The 23,891-nt window shown below is 73.3% G+C and carries 20 protein-coding genes and 1 pseudogene; 13 read left to right on the plus strand and 8 right to left on the minus strand.

Going from position 1 to position 23,891, the window contains the following annotated elements; genetic code table 11:
- Positions 1-148 precede the first annotated feature (148 nt).
- The gene (locus BLT82_RS21645) at positions 149-1,369 is read left to right on the plus strand and encodes a CaiB/BaiF CoA transferase family protein (RefSeq protein ID WP_093657336.1); all 1,221 of its coding nucleotides are present in this window, start codon (positions 149-151) and stop codon (positions 1,367-1,369) included.
- A gap of 255 nt (positions 1,370-1,624) precedes the next feature.
- Here BLT82_RS21645 and BLT82_RS21650 read toward each other — a convergent pair whose 3' ends face one another.
- Positions 1,625-1,891, minus strand: a complete 267-nt coding sequence (locus tag BLT82_RS21650; RefSeq protein ID WP_093657338.1) for a hypothetical protein — start codon at positions 1,889-1,891, stop codon at positions 1,625-1,627.
- Positions 1,892-2,168: 277 nt separating this feature from the next.
- Between BLT82_RS21650 and BLT82_RS21655 the strand changes: the two genes are divergently transcribed.
- From BLT82_RS21655 to BLT82_RS21670, 4 genes are all read left to right on the plus strand, one after another.
- Positions 2,169-3,698 carry a DUF4331 domain-containing protein gene (locus BLT82_RS21655; RefSeq protein ID WP_093657340.1) on the plus strand — a complete coding sequence of 510 codons (1,530 nt, stop codon included), beginning with the start codon at positions 2,169-2,171 and terminating at the stop codon, positions 3,696-3,698.
- Complete coding sequence (locus BLT82_RS21660; RefSeq protein ID WP_093657342.1) at positions 3,662-5,011, plus strand: tetratricopeptide repeat protein; 1,350 nt, start codon at positions 3,662-3,664, stop codon at positions 5,009-5,011. Before BLT82_RS21655 ends, BLT82_RS21660 begins: the two co-directional genes overlap by 37 nt.
- A gap of 380 nt (positions 5,012-5,391) precedes the next feature.
- A complete protein-coding gene (locus BLT82_RS21665) occupies positions 5,392-7,068 on the plus strand; it encodes an urease accessory protein UreH domain-containing protein (protein ID WP_167746055.1) in 1,677 nt (558 codons plus the stop codon).
- Positions 7,069-7,126: 58 nt separating this feature from the next.
- On the plus strand, positions 7,127-8,836 hold the full coding sequence (locus tag BLT82_RS21670) for a serine/threonine-protein kinase (protein WP_093657344.1): 1,710 nt from the start codon (positions 7,127-7,129) through the stop codon (positions 8,834-8,836).
- Here the strand turns inward: BLT82_RS21670 and BLT82_RS21675 are convergent.
- Positions 8,806-9,615, minus strand: coding sequence for an SGNH/GDSL hydrolase family protein (locus BLT82_RS21675; RefSeq protein ID WP_093657346.1), 810 nt, complete (start codon positions 9,613-9,615; stop codon positions 8,806-8,808). The genes BLT82_RS21670 and BLT82_RS21675 overlap by 31 nt on opposite strands.
- 809 nt (positions 9,616-10,424) lie before the next feature.
- On the opposite strand from BLT82_RS21675, the gene BLT82_RS21680 reads away from it, so the two are divergent.
- From BLT82_RS21680 to BLT82_RS21695, 4 genes are all read left to right on the plus strand, one after another.
- Positions 10,425-11,306: a glycosyltransferase family 2 protein gene (locus BLT82_RS21680; RefSeq protein WP_093657348.1), complete on the plus strand. Its 882-nt coding sequence runs from the start codon at positions 10,425-10,427 to the stop codon at positions 11,304-11,306.
- On the plus strand, positions 11,303-12,328 hold the full coding sequence (locus BLT82_RS21685) for a glycosyltransferase family 2 protein (protein ID WP_244292064.1): 1,026 nt from the start codon (positions 11,303-11,305) through the stop codon (positions 12,326-12,328). Before BLT82_RS21680 ends, BLT82_RS21685 begins: the two co-directional genes overlap by 4 nt.
- Positions 12,325-13,113 carry a polysaccharide deacetylase family protein gene (locus BLT82_RS21690; RefSeq protein ID WP_093657350.1) on the plus strand — a complete coding sequence of 263 codons (789 nt, stop codon included), beginning with the start codon at positions 12,325-12,327 and terminating at the stop codon, positions 13,111-13,113. The genes BLT82_RS21685 and BLT82_RS21690 overlap by 4 nt, the downstream gene beginning before the upstream one ends.
- A gap of 95 nt (positions 13,114-13,208) precedes the next feature.
- Positions 13,209-14,303 carry a DUF5925 domain-containing protein gene (locus tag BLT82_RS21695; RefSeq protein ID WP_093657352.1) on the plus strand — a complete coding sequence of 365 codons (1,095 nt, stop codon included), beginning with the start codon at positions 13,209-13,211 and terminating at the stop codon, positions 14,301-14,303.
- Positions 14,304-14,398: 95 nt separating this feature from the next.
- Here the strand turns inward: BLT82_RS21695 and BLT82_RS21700 are convergent, their stop codons facing one another.
- Entirely contained in the window at positions 14,399-14,773 is a 375-nt protein-coding gene (locus BLT82_RS21700; RefSeq protein WP_208868000.1) for a GntR family transcriptional regulator, read from the minus strand.
- Positions 14,774-14,872: 99 nt separating this feature from the next.
- Between BLT82_RS21700 and BLT82_RS21705 the strand changes: the two genes are divergently transcribed.
- Both BLT82_RS21705 and BLT82_RS21710 read left to right on the plus strand, forming a co-directional pair.
- Positions 14,873-15,796, plus strand: a complete 924-nt coding sequence (locus BLT82_RS21705; protein ID WP_093657407.1) for a GNAT family N-acetyltransferase — start codon at positions 14,873-14,875, stop codon at positions 15,794-15,796.
- A complete protein-coding gene (locus BLT82_RS21710; RefSeq protein ID WP_093657356.1) occupies positions 15,777-16,271 on the plus strand; it encodes a ribonuclease FAU-1 family protein in 495 nt (164 codons plus the stop codon). Before BLT82_RS21705 ends, BLT82_RS21710 begins: the two co-directional genes overlap by 20 nt.
- Here the strand turns inward: BLT82_RS21710 and BLT82_RS21715 are convergent.
- From BLT82_RS21715 to BLT82_RS21735, 5 genes and pseudogenes are all read right to left on the minus strand, one after another.
- A complete protein-coding gene (locus BLT82_RS21715; protein ID WP_093657358.1) occupies positions 16,252-17,445 on the minus strand; it encodes a methyltransferase domain-containing protein in 1,194 nt (397 codons plus the stop codon). The two genes, BLT82_RS21710 and BLT82_RS21715, sit on opposite strands and share 20 nt — an antisense overlap.
- 38 nt (positions 17,446-17,483) lie before the next feature.
- Positions 17,484-17,965, minus strand: a pseudogene (locus tag BLT82_RS21720) (GNAT family N-acetyltransferase).
- Entirely contained in the window at positions 17,962-19,458 is a 1,497-nt protein-coding gene (locus tag BLT82_RS21725; protein WP_093657360.1) for a tripartite tricarboxylate transporter permease, read from the minus strand. The pseudogene BLT82_RS21720 and the gene BLT82_RS21725 overlap by 4 nt, the downstream one beginning before the upstream one ends.
- Positions 19,459-19,461: 3 nt before the next feature.
- Positions 19,462-20,007 carry a tripartite tricarboxylate transporter TctB family protein gene (locus BLT82_RS21730; protein WP_093657362.1) on the minus strand — a complete coding sequence of 182 codons (546 nt, stop codon included), beginning with the start codon at positions 20,005-20,007 and terminating at the stop codon, positions 19,462-19,464.
- Positions 20,004-20,987 carry a Bug family tripartite tricarboxylate transporter substrate binding protein gene (locus BLT82_RS21735; protein WP_093657364.1) on the minus strand — a complete coding sequence of 328 codons (984 nt, stop codon included), beginning with the start codon at positions 20,985-20,987 and terminating at the stop codon, positions 20,004-20,006. The genes BLT82_RS21730 and BLT82_RS21735 overlap by 4 nt, the downstream gene beginning before the upstream one ends.
- A gap of 360 nt (positions 20,988-21,347) precedes the next feature.
- On the opposite strand from BLT82_RS21735, the gene BLT82_RS21740 reads away from it, so the two are divergent.
- Complete coding sequence (locus BLT82_RS21740) at positions 21,348-22,031, plus strand: response regulator (protein ID WP_093657409.1); 684 nt, start codon at positions 21,348-21,350, stop codon at positions 22,029-22,031.
- A gap of 204 nt (positions 22,032-22,235) precedes the next feature.
- On the plus strand, positions 22,236-23,891 hold a 1,656-nt coding region (locus tag BLT82_RS21745), incomplete at its 3' end, for a trypsin-like serine protease (RefSeq protein ID WP_244292065.1).

Here is a 23,891-nt window from a genome sequence, read left to right on the forward strand (position 1 = left end):
CACCGTCCGGAAGCACGGGCCCGCCGACCACCCGGTGGGCCCCGGCCGCCGGAGCGTCCCACCCGACCGCCGGTACGGGTGGCGCGGCGGCCCGGCACCCCCGTACCGGGGTGACAAAGGTGGTACGTACACGGTATTAACGGCTTCCATGAGCCAGCCGCTGCCCCTGGAAGGCATCACCGTCGTCGCCGTCGAACAGGCCGTGTCGGCTCCGTTCGCCACCCGCCAGCTCGCCGACCTGGGCGCTCGTGTGATCAAGGTGGAGCGGCCCGACGGCGGTGACTTCGCCCGTGGCTACGACACGGAGGCCGGCGGGCTCGCCTCGCATTTCGTCTGGTGCAACCGCGGCAAGGAGTCCCTCGCCGTGGACCTCAAGGACCCCCGGGGCCTGGAAGCGGTCCGCCGGCTGATCGCCAGGGCCGACGTATTCGTGCAGAACCTCGCCCAGGGCGCGGCCGCCCGGCTCGGGCTGGACGCCGCCACGCTCTGTGCCGCGCACCCGCGGCTGGTCGCGGTGGACATCTCCGGCTACGGGGCGTTCGGCCCGTACGCGCACAAGCGCGCCTACGACATGCTCGTCCAGTGCGAGGCCGGGCTGGTGTCCGTGACGGGCACGGCGGAACAGCCCGTGAAGGCGGGCATCCCGGCGGCGGACGTCGCCGCGGCCATGTACGCGTTCTCGGGGGTGCTGGCCGCGCTGCTGCGGCGTGGCACGACCGGGCGCGGGGGCCCGGTGGAGATCTCGATGCTGGAGTCGCTGGCGGAGTGGATGGGGCACCCCCTGCACCACGGGATGCACGGCGGTGGCGCCCCGCAGCGCACCGGTCTGGCGCACGCGGTCATCGCGCCCTACGACGCGTACCCGACGGCCGACGGGGGGCAGGTGCTGCTCTCGGTGCAGAACGACCGCGAGTGGCAGCGGCTGGCCGAACGGGTGCTGGGGCGGCCCGAGCTGGCCACGGACCCGGACTTCGCGACCAACAGGGCGCGGACGGCGAACCGCGGCAGGACGGACGCGGTGGTCGCCCGGGCGCTGGCCCGGCTGGGCTCCGAGGACGCCGTGGCGGCGCTGGAGGAGGCGGGCATCGCCTGCGCCCGGCTCAACACCGTGGCGGACCTGGCGGCCCATCCGCAGCTGGAGGCCCGGGACCGCTGGCGGGACATCGCGACGCCCGCCGGCCCCCTGCGGGCGATGCTGCCGCCGATCACCTTCCCGGACGGGCCGGAGCCCGGCATGGGCGCGATTCCGGCGCTCGGTGAGCACACGGACGCCCTGCTGCGCGAGGCGGGACTGACGGACGAGGACATCGCCGAGCTGCACCGGGAGGGGATCGTGACGTCGGATCACGAGGGCTGCCGCCTCGGGTGACCCGGAGGGTTCATGCCGGGTTCGCCGCTCCGGGACGGGGCGACTGCACGGCCGGTGCCCCTGGGCCGGTGCGGGGCGGACCGGAGTCCGTGGTGTACGCAGGCGGACCCCGGAGTGGCCCGGGGACCGCGCTCACGCGGCTGGAGTCGAGGCTCGGCGGGGTGGTCGGACCTGCGGTGACCGGACGGGAGCGAGGGGGACGGGTGCGCGTGAACGGTCACGCGTGCCCGGCCCGCCGGCCGGCCACCCCGCCGGTCACTGGCCTCGGCTGCCGAACAGCGAGCGGCGCAGCCGCCGGAGCGGTGCGAAGAGCGAGACGCGCGCGCTCTTGCTGCCACGGCTGTGCGCGACGTCACGCGTCGTCAGCTCGAGCATCAGGGACGTCGCCTCGGCCGCCTCGCGCGGTGGCACGGCAGGTCCGCCGAGTACCGCGAGATGGCGGTCGAGACGCGAGCTTGTCGCGCTCGTCCCGCAGCTGATCGCAGGGACCCGCGCCCTGCTGCGCATCGTTATCTGTTCCATGTCACTCCCCACCCGTACGAGGGCACCCGGCCCGGGCAGATTAACCCTATCGCCCCGACCTCACACTCGTGTATCCCGCCTGAGCGATTCAGCACACACGTACGGGGGTTGACGACTACGCGGTGAAGCCGCCTGATTCCAGGGCGAGTTGGACAGACCGCGCAGTCGACCAAACCTTCGGCCGCACGGCCCCGAACACCTGTCACCAGGCAGCGTGGACCGTCTCGTTCACGACGGTCCACGCAGCCGACGAAGTCCACGACAGGACGGGACCGACATGTTCTCTCATCTCATCAGGAGCGCACGGGGGCGCAGGAATCTCGCGGCGGTCGTCTGTGGTGCGCTGGCGGCAGGGGGGCTCGCGGCCGCCGGAGTGAGCTCCACGCTCGCGCCGGGCGCCGCCAACGCGTCCAGCCACCGGGAGGCGCCGCTGATCTCCGGGCAGCCTCAGTACGACACGACGGACGTGTACGCGTTCGTCAGCCCCGACCGGCCGGACACCACGACGATCGTGGCGAACTGGCTGCCGTTCGAGGAGCCGGCGGGCGGGCCGAACTTCTACCGCTTCGCGAACGACGCCCGCTACGACGTCCACATCGACTCCGACGGCGACGCCCAGGGTGACCTGCTCTACCGCTGGACCTTCCACGACCAGGTCAGGAACGGTGACACGTTCCTGTTCAACACGGGCCCCGTGACCAGCCTCGACGACCCGGACCTCAACATCACCCAGACCTACGACCTGGAGATGGTGCGGCTGCGCGACCAGCATGTGATCTCCACCACGAAGATCGCGAACGATGTTCCGGTCGCCCCCTCGAACGTGGGCAAAGCGTCCATGCCGGACTACGCGAAGCTCCGGAAGGAGGCCGTACGCGAACTGAAGGACGGCACCACCGTGTTCGCCGGCCAGGCCGACGACCCGTTCTTCCTCGACCTCCGGGTCTTCGATCTGCTCTACGGAGGGGACCTGTCCGAGGTCGGCCGCGACACCCTGAAGGGCTACAACGTCAACAGCATCGCCCTGCAGGTCCCCTCCGAGCACATCCGGCAGTCGGAGGGGCAGCCCGTGGTCGGGATCTGGACGACCACGCACCGCAAGAGCGCGAGCGGCGACTGGACCCAGGTCTCCCGGCTGGGCATGCCGCTGGTGAACGAGGTCGTCATCCCGCTCAAGGACAAGGACAGGTTCAACGCCTCGTCGCCCTGGAACGACGCGGACTTCCTCGAGTCCGTCACCAAGCCGGAACTGCCGAAGCTCATCGAGGGCATCTACAAGATCGAGGCCCCGGAGGAGCCGCGCGACGACCTGGTGTCCGTGTTCCTCACCGGGGTGAAGGACCTCAACCAGCCGCCGAACGTGCGGCCGGCCGAGGCGCTGCGTCTGAACACGGCCGTACCGCCCACGGGCGCGCCGAAGCGGCTGGGCGTGCTGGACGGCGACAACGCGGGCTTCCCGAACGGGCGCCGGCTGACCGACGACGTCCTGGACATCGCCCTGCAGGTCGTCGAGGGCGAACTCGTCGGGAAGAAGAACGACCTCGGCGACGCCGTGGACAAGAACGACGTGGAGTTCGAGAAGTCCTTCCCGTACGTGGCGCTGCCGGCCTCGGGCTCCAACGGGCCGCTGGCCGAGACCGGGGGCACCCGCAGCGGGCTCGACGGCGGCGCGGAGCTGACGTCGGGGAGCGCCGCGGACGACCGCACGGTGCTGGCCGTCTCGGCGGGCGCCGCGGGCGCGGGCGTCGTGCTCGTCGGATTCGGCCTCGCGTGGTGGCGGATGCGGCGGCGCGGCAGGTGGTCATGACGCGGGTCAGGAGGTCCGGGTGGCGCCTCGGGGCCGGTGTCGTTGGACTGGCGTTCGTCCTGACCGCCGCGGGTGCGGTGCTGGGCGGCCCGGACGACGTGCCCGCGGCTCCGGCCGCCGCGGGGGCGGTGCTCTCCGGGGCGGCTCCCGGGCAGGGGGTGCGCATCCTCCAGGACCGGCTGAAGGCGCAACCCAAGGACGCGGGCGCCTGGGCGGCGCTCGGTGCGGCGTACGTCGAGGAGGCCCGGGTGAGCGGAGATCCTTCGCGGTACCCCCAGGCCGAAGACGCGCTCGCCCGCTCCCTGGAGTTGCGGCCCGACGGCAACGCCGACGCCCTCGCCGGCCGGGCCGCCCTGGCCGCGGCCCGGCACGACTTCCCCGCGGCACTCCGGGACGCCGACCGGGCGCTCGCCGTCAATCCGTACGGCGAGCGCGGCCTGGCCGTGCGGATCGACGCACTCGTCGAACTCGGCCGCTATCCGGCGGCGCTGGAGGCCGCGCGGCAGGCGGACGCCCGCAGGCCGGGCATTCCGGTGTTCACACGGCTCGCCTACGTACGGGAACTCCGGGGGGACACGAAGGAGGCGCGGCGCGTGCTGGAGCTGGCACTCGGCTCGGCGGTCACCCGGGCAGACGTCGCCTACACGGCGACGGCGCTCGGCCGGCTCGCCTGGTCCCAGGGCGGGTACGACGAGGCGCTGCGGCAGTGCGGCCGGGCCCTGAAGGCCGAGCCGGAGAATCCGGAGGCCCGCGAATGCCGGGCGCGGGCTCTCGCCGGAAAGGGTGAACTCAGAGCAGCCGTAGAGGAGTTCGAGGAGATCGTCGACCGGTCCCCGCTGCCGGGGCGGCTGGTGGCGCTCGGAGAGCTGTACGAGGCGAGCGGCCGGCCCGGGCCCGCCCGCCGCCAGTACGAGGTGCTCGGCACCTGGGCGGAGCTCGCCCGCGCGGGCGGGGTGAACCCGGATCTGGACACGGCCCTCGCGGCCGCCGACCACGGCGACCGCGCCGAAGCGCTGCGGGCGGCCCGCGCCGAATGGCAGCGCCGTCGCACCGTGCACACCGAGGACGCCCTCGCCTGGGCGCTGCACCGCGCGGGGCGCTCCGCGGAGGCGCTGCCCCATGCCCGGGCGGCGACCGCGACCGGCTACCGGGACGCGGCCTTCCTCTACCACCGCGGCATGATCGAACGCGCCACGGGCGAACGGGCCGCCGCGCGTGCCTCGCTGACCCGTGCCCTGGCGATCAATCCCGCCTTCTCCCCCGTCGGCGCGCGCGAGGCGCGCCGCGCGCTCGACGGTCTGGAGGCATCATGACCGATCCGTATCCGAGCGCCCTCGCGGCGCTGCCCGCTGCCCTGGCGCTGGCCGCCGGAGCACGGGGTTGCCTGGCACACGTCCGAACCCCCGGGCCCGGAAGGGCCGTTCGGGGTAAGATGGAGGACGCGGCCCCCGCCCGGCCGGAGCCGGCCGTCCCCGGCTCGTGCGCGGTACCGGGGCCGGCCGGCCGGGCGTCCCGGACCAGGCCCGAGAGCCCCGGCCGCCCGCGGCACGGACGTGCGGAGCGTCCGACGCCGCGTGAACGGGCGGCGTACGGACGGCCCGAGGACGTACGGGCGACCGGAGCACGGCCCACGACCCCCGGTTCTCGGCGTGAACGGGCGGCGCGCGAACGGGAGGCCCTCGACTCGACGCGCATGCGCGCCCCGGGGACCCGGGGAGGGCGGAACGGCCCACGGGCGGGCGGCAAAGGGCACGCGGTCAGGGCCGCGCTGGCGGTGGTCGCGGGCGTGGCCGCCCTGATCGTCGGGGCGGGGGCGCCCGCCGTGGCCCACCCGCTGGGCAACTTCTCCGTGAACCGCTACGACGGACTCGTCGTCGCCGAAGGCGAGTTGCGCGTCGACCACGTCGAGGACCTGGCGGAGATCCCCACCGCACGGATCCGGCCCCGGGAGATGGCGCCCTCCGCGCTGTCGGCATGGGCGGAGGACCGTTGCGCCGCCGCGGCGCGCGAGGCCCGGCTGCTCGTGGACGGCCGGGCGGTGCCGCTCGGAACCGGGTCCGCGCGCGCCACGGTCCGGCCCGGCCAGGCGGGGCTGCCCACCCTTCGCGTCGAATGCGCGATGCGCGCGCCGCTGCCGGGCGGGCGGGCGGACCTGGCGTTCACGGCCGCGCCCGGTGAGGGAGCCGGCTGGCGGGAGATCACGGCGCGCGGCGACTCCACGACGCTGTCCTCCTCCGACGTACCCCGGGAGTCCGTGTCGCGCAGGCTCTCCGCCTACCCCCAGAGGCTCCTGGAGTCCCCGCCGGCCCGCACGGCGGCACGGCTCACGGCCGTACCCGGCGGACCGGCGCTCGGCGCCGCGGAGGCGGCGGCGCCCCCGTCCGTGCTGCCGCGCGGGGTCGACCGCTGGACCCAGGCGCTGGCGGGGCTGGTCGAACGGCGCGACCTCACGGTGCCGTTCGGCGCGCTCGCCCTGCTCATCGCCCTCGGGCTCGGGGCCCTGCACGCGCTCGCCCCGGGCCACGGGAAGACCCTGATGGCCGCGGCGGCCGCGGCGGGCGGCCGGAACTCGCTGCGGGAGGTGCTGACGCTGGGCGCCTCGGTGACGGTCACCCACACGCTCGGCGTCCTCGCGCTGGGCGCCCTGATCGTGGCGGGGTCGGCCGTCGCCCCGTCCGTCGTCGGCTGGCTGGGCGTGGCGAGCGGGATCCTGGTCGCGGTGGCGGGGGCGCTGCTGGCGCGGCGCGCGTGGCAGGACCGGGCGCACGGACGCGGGCACACGCACGTCCACTGGCTCGGCGGCGGGCGGTTCCGTACGTACACGCACACGCACTCGTCCGGCGATGACCACGCACACGGCCACGAGCGGGCCCGGGACGGCGCACAGGAGCACGGGCACGGGCACGGGCACGGGGACGGGCAAGGAAGCGGAGAAGGCGGCGGGCACGGGCACCACCATGAGCACCGGCACGGCCACGAGCACCCCGCCGCCGGCCACGGGCCCCACCACGACCACGGGGGCGACCGCCGGCGGCCCCTGCGGCGCAGCATCCTGCTCGGTCTCGCCGGCGGCCTCGTCCCGAGCCCTTCCGCCGTGGTCGTGCTGGTCGGCGCCGCGGCGCTCGGCCACGCCTGGTTCGGACTGCTCCTCGTCATCGCGTACGGGGCCGGGCTGGCCCTCACGCTCACCGCGGCCGGGTTCGCCGTCGTGCGGCTCGGGAGCAAGGTGGCGGCTCGGCTCGCACGGCGGCGGGCGGCCGGGCGGCTGGCCGGTTTCGTACGGCGGTCGGCACCGATCGGCACCGCGCTCACCGTCGTCGCCCTGGGATGCGGATTGGTGCTCAGGGGGGCCGCAGGAGCCCTGAGTTGAGCTAGCTTGGAGTGGTTTCCACCGTGATGGTCGCTCTGCTGCGAACGGGGGGCTCGTCATGAGCGAAGTGCCGGGCGACGGACGGGACGACGAGCCGCGGGTGGCGGGGCGCTACCGCCTCCTGGCCCGGCTGGGCGAGGGCGGCATGGGCGTCGTCTGGCGCGCCCGCGACGAACTGCTGGGGCGGGAGGTCGCGGTCAAGGAGGTCCGCGCACCGTCCGGCCTCGGCACCACCGAGGTGCGGCGGCTCTACGCCCGGCTGGAGCGCGAGGGCTGGGCCGCCGCCCGGATCTCGCACCGCAACGTGGTCACGGTGTACGACGTGGCGTCCCAGGACGGACGTCCGTGGATCGTGATGGAGCTCGTCCGCGGGCTCTCGCTGTCGGAGGCGCTCGCCGCGGAGGGCCCCATGGCGCCGCAGCGCGCCGCGCACATCGGGGCGGAGGTGCTCGCGGCCCTGCGCGCCGCCCACGGGGCCGGCGTACTGCACCGGGACGTGAAGCCGGGCAACGTCCTGCTCGCCAACGACGGCCGCGTCGTCCTCACGGACTTCGGGATCGCCTCGGTCGAAGGCACGTCCGGGCTGACCCTGACCGGTGAGCTCGTCGGCTCGCCCGAGTTCCTCGCCCCGGAGCGGGCACTGGGGCGCACCCCGGGTCCCGGGTCGGACCTGTGGTCGCTCGGGGTCCTGCTGTACGCGGCGGTCGAGGGGCGGTCGCCGTTCCGTCAGGACACGCCGCTCAGCACGCTCCGCGCCGTCGTGGACGAGGAACTGCCCGCCCCGCGCCGAGCCGGTGCGCTGGAGCCGGTGATCGCCGGTCTGCTGCGGAAGGACCCGGCGGAGCGGACGCCCTCGGAGGAGGCGGAACGGCAGCTCAGGATCATCGGTGCGGGAGGCACGCCCCGCACCGGTTCCCCGGCGGGCTCCGGACCGTCCGCGCCGGCCGTCGCATCCGCCGCGCCCGTCGCGCGGGCCGGGGTCCTCGGCCCGGGCGCGGGTACGACGGCGACGACGGCGATCGCGGCCCGGGACGGCGCCGGCCCGGCCCCGGATCGACCGCGGCGCGCGGTCGTCGTGCTGACCGCCGGAATCGCCGCCCTGCTCCTGTCGCTGGGCGGTCTCACCTACGCCCTGCTGAACGACGGGTACGGAAACGGGGGCGGCGGGACCGGGGGGACGAGGGGCAGCGGCGCGAGCGGCGGTTCCGGGAGCGGCGGTACGGCGGCCGGGGGCGGTTCGGAGTCCGGTCGGGCGACCCCCTCCGGCGAGGACCCCACCGCGACGGGTGACGGCGGGACGGCGGCGACCGGCGGCGGCCCCTCGCCCACGGAGCGGCCGCGGCAGAGCGTCCACGCGCGGGTCCACGCGATCCGTACGGAGTACCGCGGGACGTGTCCCCCGCCCGAGGCGGAGGCTCCGGCGTTCCGGGCGACGGTCACCGTCGGGAGCGTCCCCGTCTCCGTGGGGTATCGCTGGGTGACCCGGAGCGGCCGGGGCACCGACGGCGACTGGAAGACGCTCGACTTCCCCTCGGGCGAGGGGAAGTCGCGGGAGATCGGTCATGTGGAGCGGGTCCACACCGAGGGCGCGGTGCACCACGACCGGATCCGGCTGGAGATCAGGAGTCCGGTCGCGGCGCGCTCGGAGTGGGTGGCGTTCTCGGTGACGTGCGAGGAGGAGTCCCCGACGGGCACTCCGTCCTCGCCGGGTGGGCCCACCTACTCGGGTGGGTCCGGTCAGGCCGCCGACCGGAACGGCGGCAGGTAGCCCCCGGACTGTCCGGAGGCCGTCGGGTGGTAGGACTCCCCGATGTTCAGCCAGTTGACGCTGTGCAGCCATGAGGCGCCCGAGCAGATCTCGTGCCCGGTGAAGGACGGCACGACGTCCGCAAAGGTGAAGCCGTGGTCGGCGACGCGCTTGGCGATGGCCGCGTTGAGGTGGTCGGCTCCGCTGTTGATCGCGGTGCGCTCGTTCTCGGTCAGGCCGGCGATGCAGCTGCCGTTGAGCTTGTAGAAGCGGGGATAGCCGAGGACGACGACCCGCGCCGACGGCGACTTGGACCTGATGGTCGAGTACACCGAGTCGAGCCGGGCCGGGAGGGTCGTGTCCACGAAGCGCTTGGCCTCCTGGACGCGGGCCACGCAGGTGCTTTCGGACTGCAGGACGCAGGTCGTCATCACATCGGCGAAGCCGGCGTCGTTGCCGCCGATCGTGATGGACACGAGATCGGTCCCGGAGTTGAGGGGAGCGAGCTGGTTCGCCAGAACATCACCCGTACGAGCGCCCGAGCAGGCGGTGAAGGCGAACGACGAGGGTGAATTGGCGGCCGCCCAGAGGGCGGGATAGGCGCGGTTGGTGCGCTTGCACGAGCCGCTGTCGCCCAGGTAGGCGCCGGCGCCGACGCCGGAGGAGTACGAGTCGCCGAGGGCCACGTAGTCGACCGCGGCCGCGGATTGCGCGGCCTGGGCCTGGCCCGCGCCCGTGAGGGCGAGGGCTGCGCCGAGGAGGAGTGAGGATGAGATTGCCGCGATTCGGGACAGTTTCATGGAACCTCCCATTAGCAGGATCTCTGCTCAACTGTCGTAGCATGTCCCCTAGTTCACCGGAAGTGTTCATGCCAAAAACAATGCGACCGGGCAACAGGGGTGTTACGCAGTGGTTCTTGACGGACCGTCGGGGATGACGGGAAGGACGGAGCCCAGCATTCCGGCAATCCGCCGCATCGGCGGACAAACACGCCGGGGGTAAATGATCTAGGGCCTTCCTCCCGCACTCCGGGTCCGCTCCGGACGCCCCCGCACCGCCGTGCTTCCGGTCGGCGACCCTCGGCGGCGCTCGCGGCACTCACCGCACTCGGATCGACCCCGTACGCGCCCCTCACGCCCTCCCACCGCACGGCCGGTCCGGGCTCCGCACCCCCCTGTCCGGAAAGCGCTCATCACAGCCGTCACAGCGCTTGCTTTCCGCCCCTCAGGTATCGCATTGCATAACAGGTTTGTGCATTTCAGCACGCCCCGGCAAAAGAAGTAGAAAAGTGCGCCCTACGGCCAGGTCTTGTCATACAGTCCCAATCATCAATACCGTCGTACATCCACCCGCAACGGACCATCAAAGGCGACTCCTGGGGAGGGGTCTGACGTCGCGACGGTCCGTGGCGGGGCGCGGTAGGGGGGTGCCGTGCTCGGTCGCACTTGTGCCGAGTCGCGTACCGCGCGGCCAGCTATGCCAGCTCGCCCAGCCTGTACGGAGATCCATGCCGTCCTGGCCGGGGTGAGAACAACCCCCCTTTCGAACCGGACACTCATCCGGACCGCCCGGGGGCGGGCGGTCCACCGGACGAGAGGGAAACCGACTCATGAGCTCGTTCCTGCGCCCGGCGGTCCCGGGTCCTCACGATCCGATGGCCACGGCCGGCGCGCCCGCGCCGGTCATGGCGACGGCCACCGCCACGGCCACGCTCGGCCGGATACCGGCCCAGTACCGTCCGATCTCCTCGCACCTCGCCATCGCGCCGCCGGTCAGCGTCGTGATCCCGGCGATGAACGAGGCGAAGAACCTCCCGCACGTCTTCGGGACCCTGCCCGAGTGGATCCACGAAGTCGTGCTCGTCGACGGCAACTCCACGGACGACACGGTCGACGTCGCCCGCGGACTGTGGCCCGGCGTCAAGGTCGTCAAGCAGGCCGGCAAGGGCAAGGGAGACGCGCTCATCAGCGGTTTCGCCGCCTGCACCGGCGACATCATCGTCATGGTCGACGCGGACGGATCGGCCGACGGCCAGGAGATCGTCAGCTATGTCTCCGCCCTGGTCGGCGGCGCCGACTTCGCCAAGGGATCCCGCTTCGCCAACGGCGGCGGCACCGACGACATGACCCCGATCCGCAAGCTCGGCAACCGGGTCCTGTGCGGCATCGTGAACGCCAAGTTCGGCGCCCGCTACACGGACCTCTGCTACGGCTACAACGCCTTCTGGCGCCACTGCCTCGACAGCATCGCCCTGGACTGCACCGGCTTCGAGATCGAGACCCTGATGAACATCCGGGTCGTCAAGGCCGGGCTGCGGGTCCAAGAGGTCCCCAGCCACGAGCACCTGCGCATCCACGGTATGAGCAACCTCAGGGCCGTCCGCGACGGACTGCGGGTGCTCAAGGTGATCCTGCGGGAGAAGGGTGTCCGCCGCGCCGCGCGCCGCGGGCCCGCCCTCGGCCTCAACTCCCCGCGGGGAGAGGTCTCTTGAACGGGCGGACGTTCTCCGTGGTGATCTGCGTATACACCGAGGACCGCTGGACGGACATCCTCGCCGCCGTGGAGTCGGTGCGCCGGCAGTCGCTCCCGGCGCTGGAGACGCTGGTCGTGGTCGACCACAACCCCCGGCTGCTGGAGCGCCTCACCGAGGAGTTCACGGCCGGCCCGGAGGCCGCGGGACCGGGCGGGGAGGTGCGGGTGCTCGCCAACGCGGGCCCCCGCGGCCTGTCCGCCGGCCGCAACACCGGCATCTCCGTGGCCCGCGGGGAGTTCGTGGCCTTCCTCGACGACGACGCCGTGGCCGAGCAGGACTGGCTGCGACACTTCGCCGAGGGGTACGACGACCCACGGGTGACGGCCGTGGGCGGCAGGACTCTGCCGGTCTGGGCCTCGGGGCGCAGGCCGGCGTGGTTCCCCGAGGAGTTCGACTGGGTCGTCGGCTGCACCTACCGGGGGCTGGCGCCCGGCCGCGTCCCGGTCCGCAACGTCCTCGGGGGCAACGCCTCCTTCCGCCGCACCGCCTTCGACGCCGTGGGCGGGTTCGCCACCGGCATCGGGCGGGACGGCGACAAACGGCCCCTGGGCTGCGAGGAGACCGAGCTCTGCATCCGCCTCGGCCGGGCCCTCCCGGACGCGGTCCTCCTGATGGACGACCGTGCCGTCATCCACCACAAGGTCCCCGCGGTACGGGAGCGGTTCCGCTACTTCCGCACCCGCACCTACGCCGAAGGGCTCTCCAAGGCCCTGGTCTCGCACAGCGTGGGCAGCGGCAAGGGCCTCGAGACCGAACGGCGGTACACCACCCGTGTGCTCCCGGCAGGCGTCGTGCGCGGACTGCGGGACGCTCTGCTGGGCCGACCCGGCGGCGCCCGGCGGGCCGGCGCCATCGTCGTCGGTGTCGCAGCGGCAGCGGCCGGGTACGCGGTGGCGCGGGCCCGGGCCCGGTCCGGGGTGGCGTTCTCGCACGGGCCGATCACCACGTACGCCCCGCGCCCGGAGGCCGGCACTCCATGAACGACGCCGTACCGATCCTCATGTACCACGCGATAGCGCACCGGCCGGCTCCGGCGACCCACGGGCTCTCCGTGGCGCCGGAGGCGTTCGCCGAGCAGATGGAGCTGCTCGGCGAACGCGGCTTCACGCCGGTCACGACCGCCGGCCTCGGCCGGGCCTGGCGGCACGGGGAACCGCTGCCGCCGCGGCCGGTGCTGATCACCTTCGACGACGGCTACGAGGGCGTGCACCGGCACGCCCTTCCCGTCCTCGACAAGCTGGGCTTCGCCTCGACGTTGTTCGTGTCGACAGGCTGGCTCCGCGGTGCGCAGGAGGAGAGCGCCGCGCCCGACACCATGCTGGACTGGGGCCAGGTGCGGGAACTGGCCGCGGCCGGCACGGAGATCGGCGGTCATTCGCACACCCATCCGCAACTCGACCAGCTGGACGACATCCGGCTCCGGTTCGAGGTGCTGCGCTGCGGGGAGGTCATCGCCGAGGAACTCGGAGCCGCGCCGGTCTCGTTCGCCTACCCGTTCGGCTACTCCAGCCGCCGGGTCCGGCAGGCGGTGCGCGCGGCCGGCTTCGCGCAGTCGCTGGCCGTGGGGAACGCCCTGGCCCGCCGGCGCCAGGGGCCGTACGCCCTGGAGCGGGTGACGGTACGCCGTTCCACGGGTGCCGACGAGTTCGTGCGGCTCGTCGAGGGCCGGGGCGTGGCCCGCAACTTCGCCCGGGACCGTGCCCTCACCAAGGGGTACGCCGTCGTGCGCCGTACGAGGAGGGCGATCCGGTTGCTGCGTACATGAGTGCCCCGGGACCCGTACACGAGTGCGGGCGGCGAGAGCGGCGGCACGCCCCAAAAGGCCGTGCACCGAGGGCCGACGTGCCGGATCATGGCGCCATGACCGCCACCCCTGAGCACGCTCTGCCGATCCGGCTCAACGTCGACGACAGCGACTCGCCGTCGGATGTCGTCGACGCGCTGTTCCTCGGCCGCTTCGCGACGGGCGAGCAGCCGTATTCGCACAGTTCGACGATCGACAGGGTCAAGCCCGGCGCCACGCTGCTGCCGCCGGGCGCCCGCGTGCTGCGCGCGGCACGCGACGACGACCGGAGCGCGACCCTCGCGGAGGGCGACGGCTGGACCCTGCTGATCTCCCGGTGGAACCGCGGGGCGGACATCACGGTCACCGCGGTCAGCTCCGAACTCGCCGAGAGCGTCCACAAGCAGGCGACGGACGGCGTGCAGGACGAGCCCGAGCCCCAGCCGGAGAACGTCACCATGGGCTTCTGGTACGTCTCCCCGCGCCGTGGCCCGCACCGCACGACCCGCCAGATCAGCGCCGGCACATGGGAGGAGGTCCGGCCCAACTACACGACTCCGGTGGCTCAGGCGATGGACCGGCTGATGAAGGTGACGCCGGACGACATCGCGGGCCGGCTGCTCCTGCTGCACGGCCCGCCGGGCACGGGGAAGACCTCCGCGCTGCGGACGCTCGCCCGCTCGTGGCGCGACTGGTGCCAGGTGGACTGCGTCCTCGATCCGGAGCGGCTCTTCAACGACGTCGGCTATCTGATGGACATCGCGATCGGCGAGGACGAGGGCACGGCCAAGGGGCGCTGGAGGCTGCTGCTCCTGGAGGACTGCGACGAGCTGATCCGCGGCGAGGCCCGCCACGCCGCGGGCCAGGCGCTGTCCCGGCTGCTGAACCTGACGGACGGGCTGCTCGGCCAGGGCCGGAACGTCCTCGTGGGCGTCACCACGAACGAGGACCTGGAGCGGCTGCACCCGGCGGTCGTCCGGCCGGGCCGCTGTCTCGCCCGGATCGAGGTCGGCCCGCTCACCCGCAAGGAGGCGGTGTCCTGGCTGGGCGCCGACGAGGGCGTCGGCCGCGAGGGCGCGACGCTGGCCGAGCTCTACGCCCTGCGGCGCGGGACGGTTCCGGCGTCCGTGCCGTCCCAGCACGACGGGGCGGACGCGGGGTTGTACCTCTGATCCCGGCTCGGCCCCGGACAGGCGGCCCGGACCGCTCGGCGGGACGTCGGGCCGTGTCTCCCTCCGGCGCGGGCCGGACCCCGGGCCGGCCGGGTTCACTTGCCGTATGTGGCGCGCAGCGCGTCCTGCACTGCCGACAGCGCGTCGGCACGGGACAGGCCGAGGCGGTGGACCTGTTCGGCGTAGGCCTGGGCTGCCGTCGCGGCCTGGCGTTCCGCCGCGTCCCCGGCCGCCGCGACGAACGTGCCGTTCCGGCCGCGGGTTTCGATCACGCCGTCGCCCTCGAGGGCGCGGTACGCCTTGGCGACGGTGTTCGCCGCGAGCCCGAGTTCCTCCGCGAGGCCCCGCACGGTGGGGAGTTTGTAGCCGACGGGCAGTACGCCCGAGCGTGCCTGGGCGGAGATCTGGGAGCGGAGCTGCTCGTAGGGCGCGGGGGCGGCGTCCGTGTCGATGACGATTTTCAAGGTCACCACGTGATTGTCCCCCACTTCCCGGCCTCGGGTACGCCGCTTGGGAGCCTCGGGAAAATGAGAGGCGTGCACGGGGGCGCGCGCGTAGCGTGCCGCATCATGACTGTGATCGTCCGCCCTTTCCGCGCGCCCCGAGACGCCGAAGCGGTCGCCCTGGTCCGGCGCGCCGCCCTGCCGTTCATGCTGGTCACCCCCGAGGCGCTGGGGTTCGAGACGGAGCATGCGCATCCGCTCGCCCGGTACCGCCCGCTGGTCGCCGAGGAGGACGGCGAGATCGTCGGCACGGCGCAGGCGGGGCTCGCGTACGACAGTCCCGAGCCGGGGGTCGGCTACGCGAACGTCTATGTGCATCCCGAGCGCCGTGGCCGGGGCGCCGGTTCGGCCCTCGTGCGCGCCGCGGAGGAACACCTGGCCGGCGCCGGTGCCAACGCGGTCTACACGTGGGTGCTGGACGAACCGGGACACCGCGCCTTCGCCGAGCGGCTCGGCTACCGGGCCGGGCGCACGGCGCACTTCCTCCGCCTCGATCTGGCGGCCGGGTCGCTGCCACCGCTGCGGACCCCGCCGGACGGGGTGCGGATCGTCCCTGCGTCCGACTTCGCCGGCGATCCGCGGCCGCTCTTCGAGCTGGACGCCGCCACGACGGCGGACGAACCGGGCGATGTGACGGCGGAGTTCACCGACTACGGCCACTGGCTCGACGAGACCTGGGGACATCCGCTGTTCAGCCCGGAGCTGACGTCGGTCGCCGTCCTGGACGGGCGCCCGGTGGCGTTCAGCGCGGCCCGTACGGATGGCTCGACCCGCTACGGGACCGCGATGACCGGCACCGCGCGCGACTTCCGCGGCCGCGGGCTGGCCAAGCTGGCGAAGAACGACTCGCTGCACCGGGCGCGGGCGGCCGGGTTCACCGAGGCGTTCACCGGCAACGACGCGGGCAACGGCCCGATGCTGGCCGTCAACGAGTGGTTCGGCTACGAGATCTGTGCGACGGAGGTGCGTTATGTCCGCACGCTGGGGTGAGTCCTGGGTCGATGTCACCCTCGTCAAGGCCGGGCGTACGAAGATCCGTTACCCGGCGGAGGTCGTCGCCGACGACGGGACCCGGATCACCGTCCGCGCGCCGTGGGCGGGTGAGGGAGTGAAGGACTTCGGGTTCGTCCGCTTCGAGCCGGGTGACGTCTTCACCGAGCACTACTGGCGCGACCGCTGGTACGCCGTCAAGGAGGTCCGGGCGGGCGACGGGGCGCTGAAGGGCTGGTACACGGACATCACCCGGCCCGCCCTGGTCTCGGGGGACGAGTTGGTGGTGGAGGATCTGGACCTGGATCTCTGGGTGTCGGCCGACGGGGCGCTGATCGTGCGGCTGGACGAGGACGAGTTCGCCGCGAGCGGCCTCGCCGAGCGGGACCCCGGGGCTGCCGAGGAGGCCGAACGCGCCCTGGACGCCCTGGAACTCCTCGCCCGCCAGGGCCGGTTCACAGCGCTGCTGGACTGACGCGGGTCGCCGGCAGCGGCACGGCGCGGTCCGGCAGGCCGGGGTCGTGGGCGACCGGGTCGTCGTCCTCGTGCCAGTGGAGGAGGAAGCGGTCACCCCTCCGGTACGCCTCGAACCCGGCCCTGCAGTACGCGACCATGTCGTCCGGGAGCGCGGCGAGGGGGTGCCAGGCCAGCTCCGAGCACTTGTGCGGCTCCCGGTTGTACGGCTCGCCGCCCGCTCCGTGGTCGGCCTCGAAGAACCAGCCCGTGCGCGGCGGATCGCCCGGTCCGCGGTGCTGCATCACCAGCGCGACGCGCAGATCCTCCGGCGCGAGCTCGATGCCGATCTCCTCGCGCGCCTCGCGCACCATGGCCGCGCGCACGTCCTCGCCTTCCTCGACGTGGCCCGAGGGGCCGTTCCACAGCCCGTCCCCGTAGCCCGTGCCGGCCCGGCGGGCCAGCAGGACCTCGTCGCCGCGGCGCAGGACGAGGTGGACGTCGACGACTTCGCTGTGCCGGTGCTTGCCCGCGCGGGCCTTCTCGTCCCAGCGGGCGGGAGCCGCACCCGCGTCCCCGCCCGGCTCGGCACGGGCGTCCTCGCCGTGCCCGGCCGGGGCGGTCCGGGCCACCAGGGCGTACCGCTCGCCGTGCACGGTCCGGCCCCAGAGCCCGGTCACGTCGGACAGCCGTTCGTGCTCGATCCTCCGGGTGAGCGGTCCTAGGGCGGCGATCAACCGGGCGGCCGGCAGTCCGCTGCCGTCCCACACCCCTTCGACCAGCACCAGCCGCCCGCCCGGGCGCAGGAGGGAGGTCCAGTGGGCGAGGGCCGCCTCGGGGTCCCGCAGTGCCCACAGCACATGGCGCACCAGCACGGCGTCGAAGCGCCGGTCCCCCACCGGGGGCCGCTCCGCGGGGCCCGTCAGCACCTCGGCCCGCGTGCCCGCGAGTTTGCGGCGCGCGGCCTCCGCCATCCGCGGCGAGATGTCGACGGCGGTCACCCGGTGGCCCTGCCCGGCGGCGAGCAGGGCGAGGCTGCCCGTGCCGCAGCCGAGGTCGAGCACGTCGGAGGGCTCCGGCGGCAGCCAGTGCCGCATGCGCTCCGTCCAGGCGCGGCGGACCGCGGGATCGCGCAGCCCGTGGTCGGGCTCGTCGTCGAAGGTGTCCGCGGCGGCGTCCCAGTCGATCGTCGTCATGTGCCCGATCGTCGCAGCCGCCACTGACAACGGGTCCGTCAGCGAAGGACCTTGCGGTAGTGGATGCGGTCGTACGGGCCCCCATCCGGTGCTCGACGGCCTCGTAGCCGTACCGCTCGTACATCCGCCGGTTCTCCCACATCCTGGCGTTCGTCAGCAGCCGTACCCCGGGCAGGCCGAGCTCGCGGGCGTGCTCCTCGACCCAGGCGAGCAGCCGGCGGCCGAGGCCGGTGCCCTGCGCGTCGGGGTGGACGGCGATGGAGTCCAGCCAGAGGTGGTCGGGCGCGGGGACCAGCACCAGGACCCCGTCGACGGGGTCGCCGGTGACGCGGACCCGGCCGGCCGCCACGTTCGCCGCGTGGTCGGCCTGCATCGGCGCCGGCACGAGACCGATCCGTTCGACGTAGTGGTGGTAGGCCGCGTCGGTCACCGCCTTGACCCGCGGGACGTCCGCGGGACCGGCCGGGCGTGGGGTGCCCCCCGCGCCCCGGGGGCGCGGGGGGTGGGAAGCGTCGGTCATGCCGTCACGTTACGACGGCGCCCGACGAGCCTCTTCAGCAAGGGCCAGGCCAGCAGCACCGCGATCACGATGTAGACCGCCACCGAGAAGGGGGTGCCGACCAGACCGGTCACGCTGCCGTCGCTGATCTGGAGCGCGCGCCGCAACTGCTGCTCGGCGGCCGGGCCGAGGATGACGCCGATGATCGCGGGCAGCACGGGCAGTCCGTAGCGTCGCATCCCGAAGCCGATCAGGCCGATCAGCAGCAGGATCACCAGGTCCAGCGCCTCCCCGCCGACCGCGTAGGCGCCGACGGCGGCGAAGAAGAGGATCCCCGCGTACAGGTACGGCCGCGGGATGCGCAGCAGCTTCGCCCACAGGGGCGCGAGCGGCAGGTTGAGGGCGAGCAGCAGGACCATTCCGACGAACAGCGACGCGATCAGGCCCCAGACCAGGTCGGGTTCCCGTTCGAAGAGCAGAGGTCCGGGCTGGATGCCGTACTGCTGGAAGGCCGCGAGCATCACGGCCGCGACCGCCGTCGTCGGCAGACCGAGGGTCAGCATCGACACGAGCGTGCCGGCCGCCGACGCGGACGCCGCGGACTCCGGTCCCGCCACGCCTTCGATGGCGCCCTTGCCGAACTCCTCCTTGTGCCGGGAGAGCCGCTTCTCGGTGACGTACGACAGGAACGTGGGAATCTCCGCGCCACCCGCGGGGACGGCGCCGAACGGGAAGCCGATGACCGGGCCGCGCAGCCAGGACTTCCAGGTCCTGCGGACGTCGGCCCCGGCGAGCCACGGGCGTCCGACGGGTATCGCCTCGCCTGTGGTGCGCCGCAGATGGGCGGCCACCCACAGCGCCTCGCCGATCGCGAAGAGCCCGACGGCGACGATGACGACGTCGATGCCGTCCGCGAGCTGGAGCGAGCCGAAGGTGAGCCGCTGCTGCCCGGTGAGCTGGTCGAGGCCGACGAGGCCCAGGGTGAGTCCGACGAGCAGCGAGGCCAGTCCGCGGATGCGGGAGGAGCCGAGGACGGAGGTGACGGCGATGAAGGCCAGCACCATGATGGCGAAGTAGTCGGGTGCTCCGATGTCGACGGCGAGTGCGGCGACGGTCGGGGCGAGGGCGACGAGCAGGATCGTGCCGATCATGCCGCCCGCGAAGTGGCCGACGGCGGCGGCCGCGAGCGCCTGTGCGCCCCGGCCCGCCTTGGCCATGGGATTGCCCTCGATCGCGGCGACCACGGCCGCACTCTCGCCAGGGGTGTTCAGCAGGATGGACGTGGTCGATCCGCCGAACATGGCGCCGTAGTAGATGCCCGCGAACATGATGAACGCGCCGGTCGGTTCGAGCCCGTAGGTGACGGGCAGCAGCAGCGCCACCGCCATGGCCGGGCCGATGCCGGGCAGCACGCCGATGGCCGTGCCGAGCAGCACGCCGAGCGCCGCCCAGAGGAGGTTGACCGGGGTCAGTGCCGTCCCGAAGCCGTCGAGGAGGGAGTTGAGCGAGTCCATCGGCTAGAGCACCCCCATCAGCGGGCCACCGGGCAGCGGCACCCCGAGCAGGTTGTTGAAGAGGTAGAAGGTGACGAGTGAGAGGACGGCCGCGATCAGCGGGTCGCGCCGCGGGTGCCTGCTGCCCAGCGCGTACGCCGAGCCCCAGAAGAGGAGTGCTCCGGAGACGGGGAAGCCGAGCGGTTCGATGAGGACGGCGTTGCCGAGGAAGACACCGGCGAGCAGCAGCACGGTGCGCCAGTCGCCGGGCTCGGCGAGGTCGATGTCCTCGCCGGTCCCGGCCTCGCCGCGGCCGCCGCGCAGCACGTCCACGGCGAGGAGTGCGGCGATCACCAGCAGGCCGGTGCCGACGGCGAGCGGCACGGTCCTGGGGCCCACGGGACCGCGCTGGGCGAGGTCGAGGGGCATCGTCAGAGCGTCGGCCAGGACGAGGACGCCGATGACGAGGAGCAGCAGGCTCACGCCGAGTTCGGAGTGGTCCCGCAGCCAGGTGCGGCTCCCGGGTGCCGCCGGGGCCCCGGGGTCCGCCGGGGTGGTCCGCGTGCTCACAGCCCCAGCTCCTTCAGTACGGAGTCGACACGGCGGTCCTGCGCCTGCAGGAAGTCGCCGAACTTCTCACCGGGCAGGAAGGCGTCGTCCCAGCCGTTCTTCCGCATCGACTCCTGCCACTGCTTCGAGCCGTGCAGCTTGGTGACGAGGCCGATGAGCTTGTCGCGCTCGGCGGCGGAGAGCCCGGGCGGGGCGACGATGCCGCGCCAGTTGGTGAAGTCGGTGTCGAGCCCGGACTCGCGCAGGGTGGGTGCGTCGAGGCCCGGCACCCGCTTCGGGCCGGTCACGGCCAGCAGCCTCAGCTCCCCCGACCTGATCTGGTCGAGGTACTCGCCGACGCCCGAGACACCGAAGGCGATCTTGTTGCCGAGGATGGAGGCGAGCAGTTCGCCGCCGCCGTCGAAGGGGACGTAGTTGACGGACCTGGGCGCGATGCCCGCGGCGCGCGCCATCAGCATGGGGGCGAGATGGTCGGGGCCGCCGGGTGAGGAGCCGCCGCCCACGGGCACTTTGGCGGGGTCCTTCTTCCAGGCCGCGACGAGCTGCCGGATGGTCTTGTACGGGGAGTCCTTCGCGACCACCACGATGTCCTGCTCCTCGGTGAGGCGGGCGATCGGGGTGGTGTCGGCGAGGGTCCTCGGCGACTTGTTCGTGTGGACCGCGCCGACGACGCCGAGTCCCATCGACATGGCGAGCCTGCCGTTGCCGTGCTCGCCGACGAGCCGGGTCAGTCCCACGGTGCCGCCGGCGCCGGGCAGGTTGAACACCTCGATGTTGTGGGTGAGCTCGGCGTCCTCGGCGTTCTTCGCCGCCGTCCGGGCCGTGATGTCGTAGCCGCCGCCCGGCGAGTTGGGGACCATGAGGCGCAGGCCGGGGATCCGGGTACCGGTGTCGGCGCCGCTGCCGGGGGTGAGCAGCGGTGGCCCGACGAGCACCAGCAGCGCCGCCCCGAGGAGGGCGAGGGGAGTGCGCGTTCGCACGTGAGCCGCCTTTCGGTCTGAGCAGGGGACGTGTGAAGTGGCCCACATGTTGCCTGTGCGTTAAGAAGCTGTCTCTCTTCCGGAATCAACGGACGTTGTGGTCCTTGTGGTCGCGGCCTAGCGTGTCGGCGTGACGCAGCGCTTTCCCGGATCGCACGGTCTCCAGATGCCGCTCCGCCGTGGGCCGCGGCCCCGGCTCCGGCTCCGGCTGCGGCGGGGCGGGGGCGGGAATCCCGGCCGGTGCACGGTGCCGGGCACCCGGGCGGGGGCGCCGGCGCCCCGCGCGGACTCGTCCGGCGGCTGTTCGTCCCGCGCGTGCGCCTCCGGCGCGGTGGGCGACGCCCTGCGGGGTGGCTCCCGGTGAACGTCCTGGTGGTGGACGACGACTTCATGGTCGCCAAGCTGCACACCCGTTATGTGTCCGCGACGCCCGGCTTCACCGTCGCGGGAGTGGCGCACAGCGGCGCCGAGGCGCTGCGTGCGGTGGAGCGGCTCCGCCCCGATCTGGTGCTGCTGGACATCTATCTGCCGGACATGGACGGGATCGGTGTGCTGCGCGAACTCCGCGCGGCGGAGGAGCTGGACGCGAAGAGGCCGCCGGTCGACGTCCTGTTCATCACGGCGGCCCGGGACGCCGGCACGGTCCGCTCGGCACTGCGGGCCGGCGCACTGCACTATCTGATCAAGCCCTTCAGTCCGGCCGCGCTCCAGGAGCAGCTGCGGCACGTGGCCTCGCTCAGAAGCCGTCTGGAGTCACTGGACGAGGCGCGCCAGGAGGACGTGGACCAGATCTTCGGGACCCGTCCGCCCGGGTCCCGTGAGCTCCCGAAGGGGCTCGCCGCCCACACGGCGGACCTGGTCGACCGCATCCTGCGCGAGCACCCGGAGGGCATGTCCGCCTCCGAGTGCGCGGAGGCGGGCTCGCTCTCCCGCGTCAGCGTCCGCCGCTATCTGGAGTACTTCGCGGAGACGGGTCGCGCGGAGGTGACTCTCCGGTACGGCGGCACGGGGCGGCCCGAGCGCCGGTACCGCCGGCTCGGCTGAACCCCCGTTCAGTAATCTCACTGGTCAACCAATAGTTGACGCTCGTATCATCTGCGCCATCAAGGTGGGGGGTTCCACCGCGCAGCGCAGGCCGGGTCGGGGGGCTTCGCGCGTCGTGCTGCCCATGAGCGTGGCCCTCACCGTCAAGAGTCATGATTCCGGCGGGCGGTCGCGTTCCGCCGGTTCGACCCGAGAGGTTGACGAGTGCAGATTCGCACGCGTGGTGGCAGGCACAAGCGCCGTACGGCACTGGCGCTTCCAGCCGTGGCCATCGTCGTCGCGCTGGCAGGGGCGGGGATCGCGGTCACCGAGTCCGGTTCCGCGGAGGCGAGTGAGGCGCCGCGGATCGGTGCGGACGCGCAGAAGCCCGTACAGCCGTCGCAGAAGGAACTCCTGAAGCGCGTCGGCCTGGCGACGAAGGCGGCGGGCGCCTCCGTCCGCGGCGACGGCAAGCGCGGCGTGCCGAGCGCCCGCATCATCGGTGGTTCCACGACCACCTTCGCGGCCGCACCGTGGATGGCCCAGCTCCACTACTACGACGAGACCACCGGCACCGGCTTCCTGTGCGGCGGCGTGGTCATCGCCCCGTCGAAGGTCGCGACGGCGGCGCAGTGCGTCAAGGGCGCCAAGTGGTACAAGGGCGGCACCGTCGTCGTCGGCACCGACCGCACGCCGACCCGGAACACCGACGGCACCTGGGACTGGCACGGCGGGACGCTGCTCGGCGCCTACCGGCAGTGGCACCACCCGCAGTTCAGCGTCTCCACGATGGACAACGACGTGGCGGTGCTGACGCTCACCGCTCCGGTGCCGTCCACCGTCAAGCCGCTGCCGCTCGCCCAGCCCACCGACTCCGCGCTCTACCAGGCGGGGCTCGACGGCAAGGTGTACGGCTGGGGCAAGACCACGTCCGGGCCGGGCGGAGTGTCCGCGGTGCTGAAGGTGGCGGACGCGGACGTCGTCTCCGACACCGCGTGCGCCGCCGCGTACCCGGGCGGCGGCTTCGTCAAGGGCCACATGCTCTGCGCCGGGGCCGCGCCGACGGGTGACGACGGCACCAGCGAGACCACGTGCAGCGGCGACTCCGGCGGCCCGCTGGTCGTCGGCGGCAGGCTCGCCGGCATCGTCTCCGGGGAGAACTGCTCGACGGCGGGCAAGTACGGGCTGTACACGAAGTTCTCCACGTACTCCGCCCCGGTCCAGGCCCGGGTGGACGACGCCAACTGGAACTACGACCACACGGCGGACCTGCTGGCCCGTCGGGCCTCTGACAACTCGCTGTTCAGCTGGCACTCCAAGGTGACGAGCCTCGCCCGCACCTACAACCTGGGCAACTTCGGCGCCGTCAACCTGCTCGTCCAGACCGACCTGGACCGGGACGACTACCAGGACCTGATCTACCGGGTCGGCAACGGCGACGTGTACTGGGACCACTACGTCCCCGGCCCCGGCGGCACCCAGGGCGACTGGGCGTTCAAGCTCGTGGCCAAGGGCTGGAGCAAGCACAAGCACATCGTCGCCCCCGGTGACGTCACCGGCGACGAGCTGCCCGACCTGCTCGCGGTCGACTCCACCGGCACCCTGCGCGTCTACCCCGGCAGGGGCAACGGCGGCTTCAACGCGCCGATCACGATCGGCACCGGCTGGGGCGCGTTCACCATGGTCCGCGGCCACGGAGACTTCACCAACGACGGCAAGGCCGACGTCTTCGCCCGCAAGAGCGACGGCAAGACCTACCTCTACAAGGGCACCGGCGTCGCCTCCAAGCCGTTCGCTGCCCCCGTCCTGGTCGGCGCCTTCGGCAGCATGAACGCGATCGTCACCACCGGTGACGTGAACAGCGACGGCCACGCCGACGTC

This window comes from Streptomyces wuyuanensis, from assembly GCF_900103455.1.
Classification (GTDB): Bacteria; Actinomycetota; Actinomycetes; order Streptomycetales; family Streptomycetaceae; genus Streptomyces; species Streptomyces wuyuanensis.

What these genes read in the sequence shown, in the direction of transcription:
- BLT82_RS21705 (WP_093657407.1), top strand. Translation starts at nt 14,873, where the DNA reads ATGACTGTGATCGTCCGCCCTTTCCGCGCGCCCCGAGACGCCGAAGCG.
- BLT82_RS21690 (WP_093657350.1), top strand. Translation starts at nt 12,325, where the DNA reads ATGAACGACGCCGTACCGATCCTCATGTACCACGCGATAGCGCACCGG.
- BLT82_RS21725 (WP_093657360.1), bottom strand. Translation starts at nt 19,458, where the DNA reads ATGGACTCGCTCAACTCCCTCCTCGACGGCTTCGGGACGGCACTGACC.
- BLT82_RS21650 (WP_093657338.1), bottom strand. Translation starts at nt 1,891, where the DNA reads ATGGAACAGATAACGATGCGCAGCAGGGCGCGGGTCCCTGCGATCAGC.
- BLT82_RS21715 (WP_093657358.1), bottom strand. Translation starts at nt 17,445, where the DNA reads ATGACGACGATCGACTGGGACGCCGCCGCGGACACCTTCGACGACGAG.
- BLT82_RS21695 (WP_093657352.1), top strand. Translation starts at nt 13,209, where the DNA reads ATGACCGCCACCCCTGAGCACGCTCTGCCGATCCGGCTCAACGTCGAC.
- BLT82_RS21710 (WP_093657356.1), top strand. Translation starts at nt 15,777, where the DNA reads ATGTCCGCACGCTGGGGTGAGTCCTGGGTCGATGTCACCCTCGTCAAG.
- BLT82_RS21655 (WP_093657340.1), top strand. Translation starts at nt 2,169, where the DNA reads ATGTTCTCTCATCTCATCAGGAGCGCACGGGGGCGCAGGAATCTCGCG.
- BLT82_RS21645 (WP_093657336.1), top strand. Translation starts at nt 149, where the DNA reads ATGAGCCAGCCGCTGCCCCTGGAAGGCATCACCGTCGTCGCCGTCGAA.
- BLT82_RS21665 (WP_167746055.1), top strand. Translation starts at nt 5,392, where the DNA reads ATGCGCGCCCCGGGGACCCGGGGAGGGCGGAACGGCCCACGGGCGGGC.
- BLT82_RS21675 (WP_093657346.1), bottom strand. Translation starts at nt 9,615, where the DNA reads ATGAAACTGTCCCGAATCGCGGCAATCTCATCCTCACTCCTCCTCGGC.
- BLT82_RS21670 (WP_093657344.1), top strand. Translation starts at nt 7,127, where the DNA reads ATGAGCGAAGTGCCGGGCGACGGACGGGACGACGAGCCGCGGGTGGCG.
- BLT82_RS21680 (WP_093657348.1), top strand. Translation starts at nt 10,425, where the DNA reads ATGAGCTCGTTCCTGCGCCCGGCGGTCCCGGGTCCTCACGATCCGATG.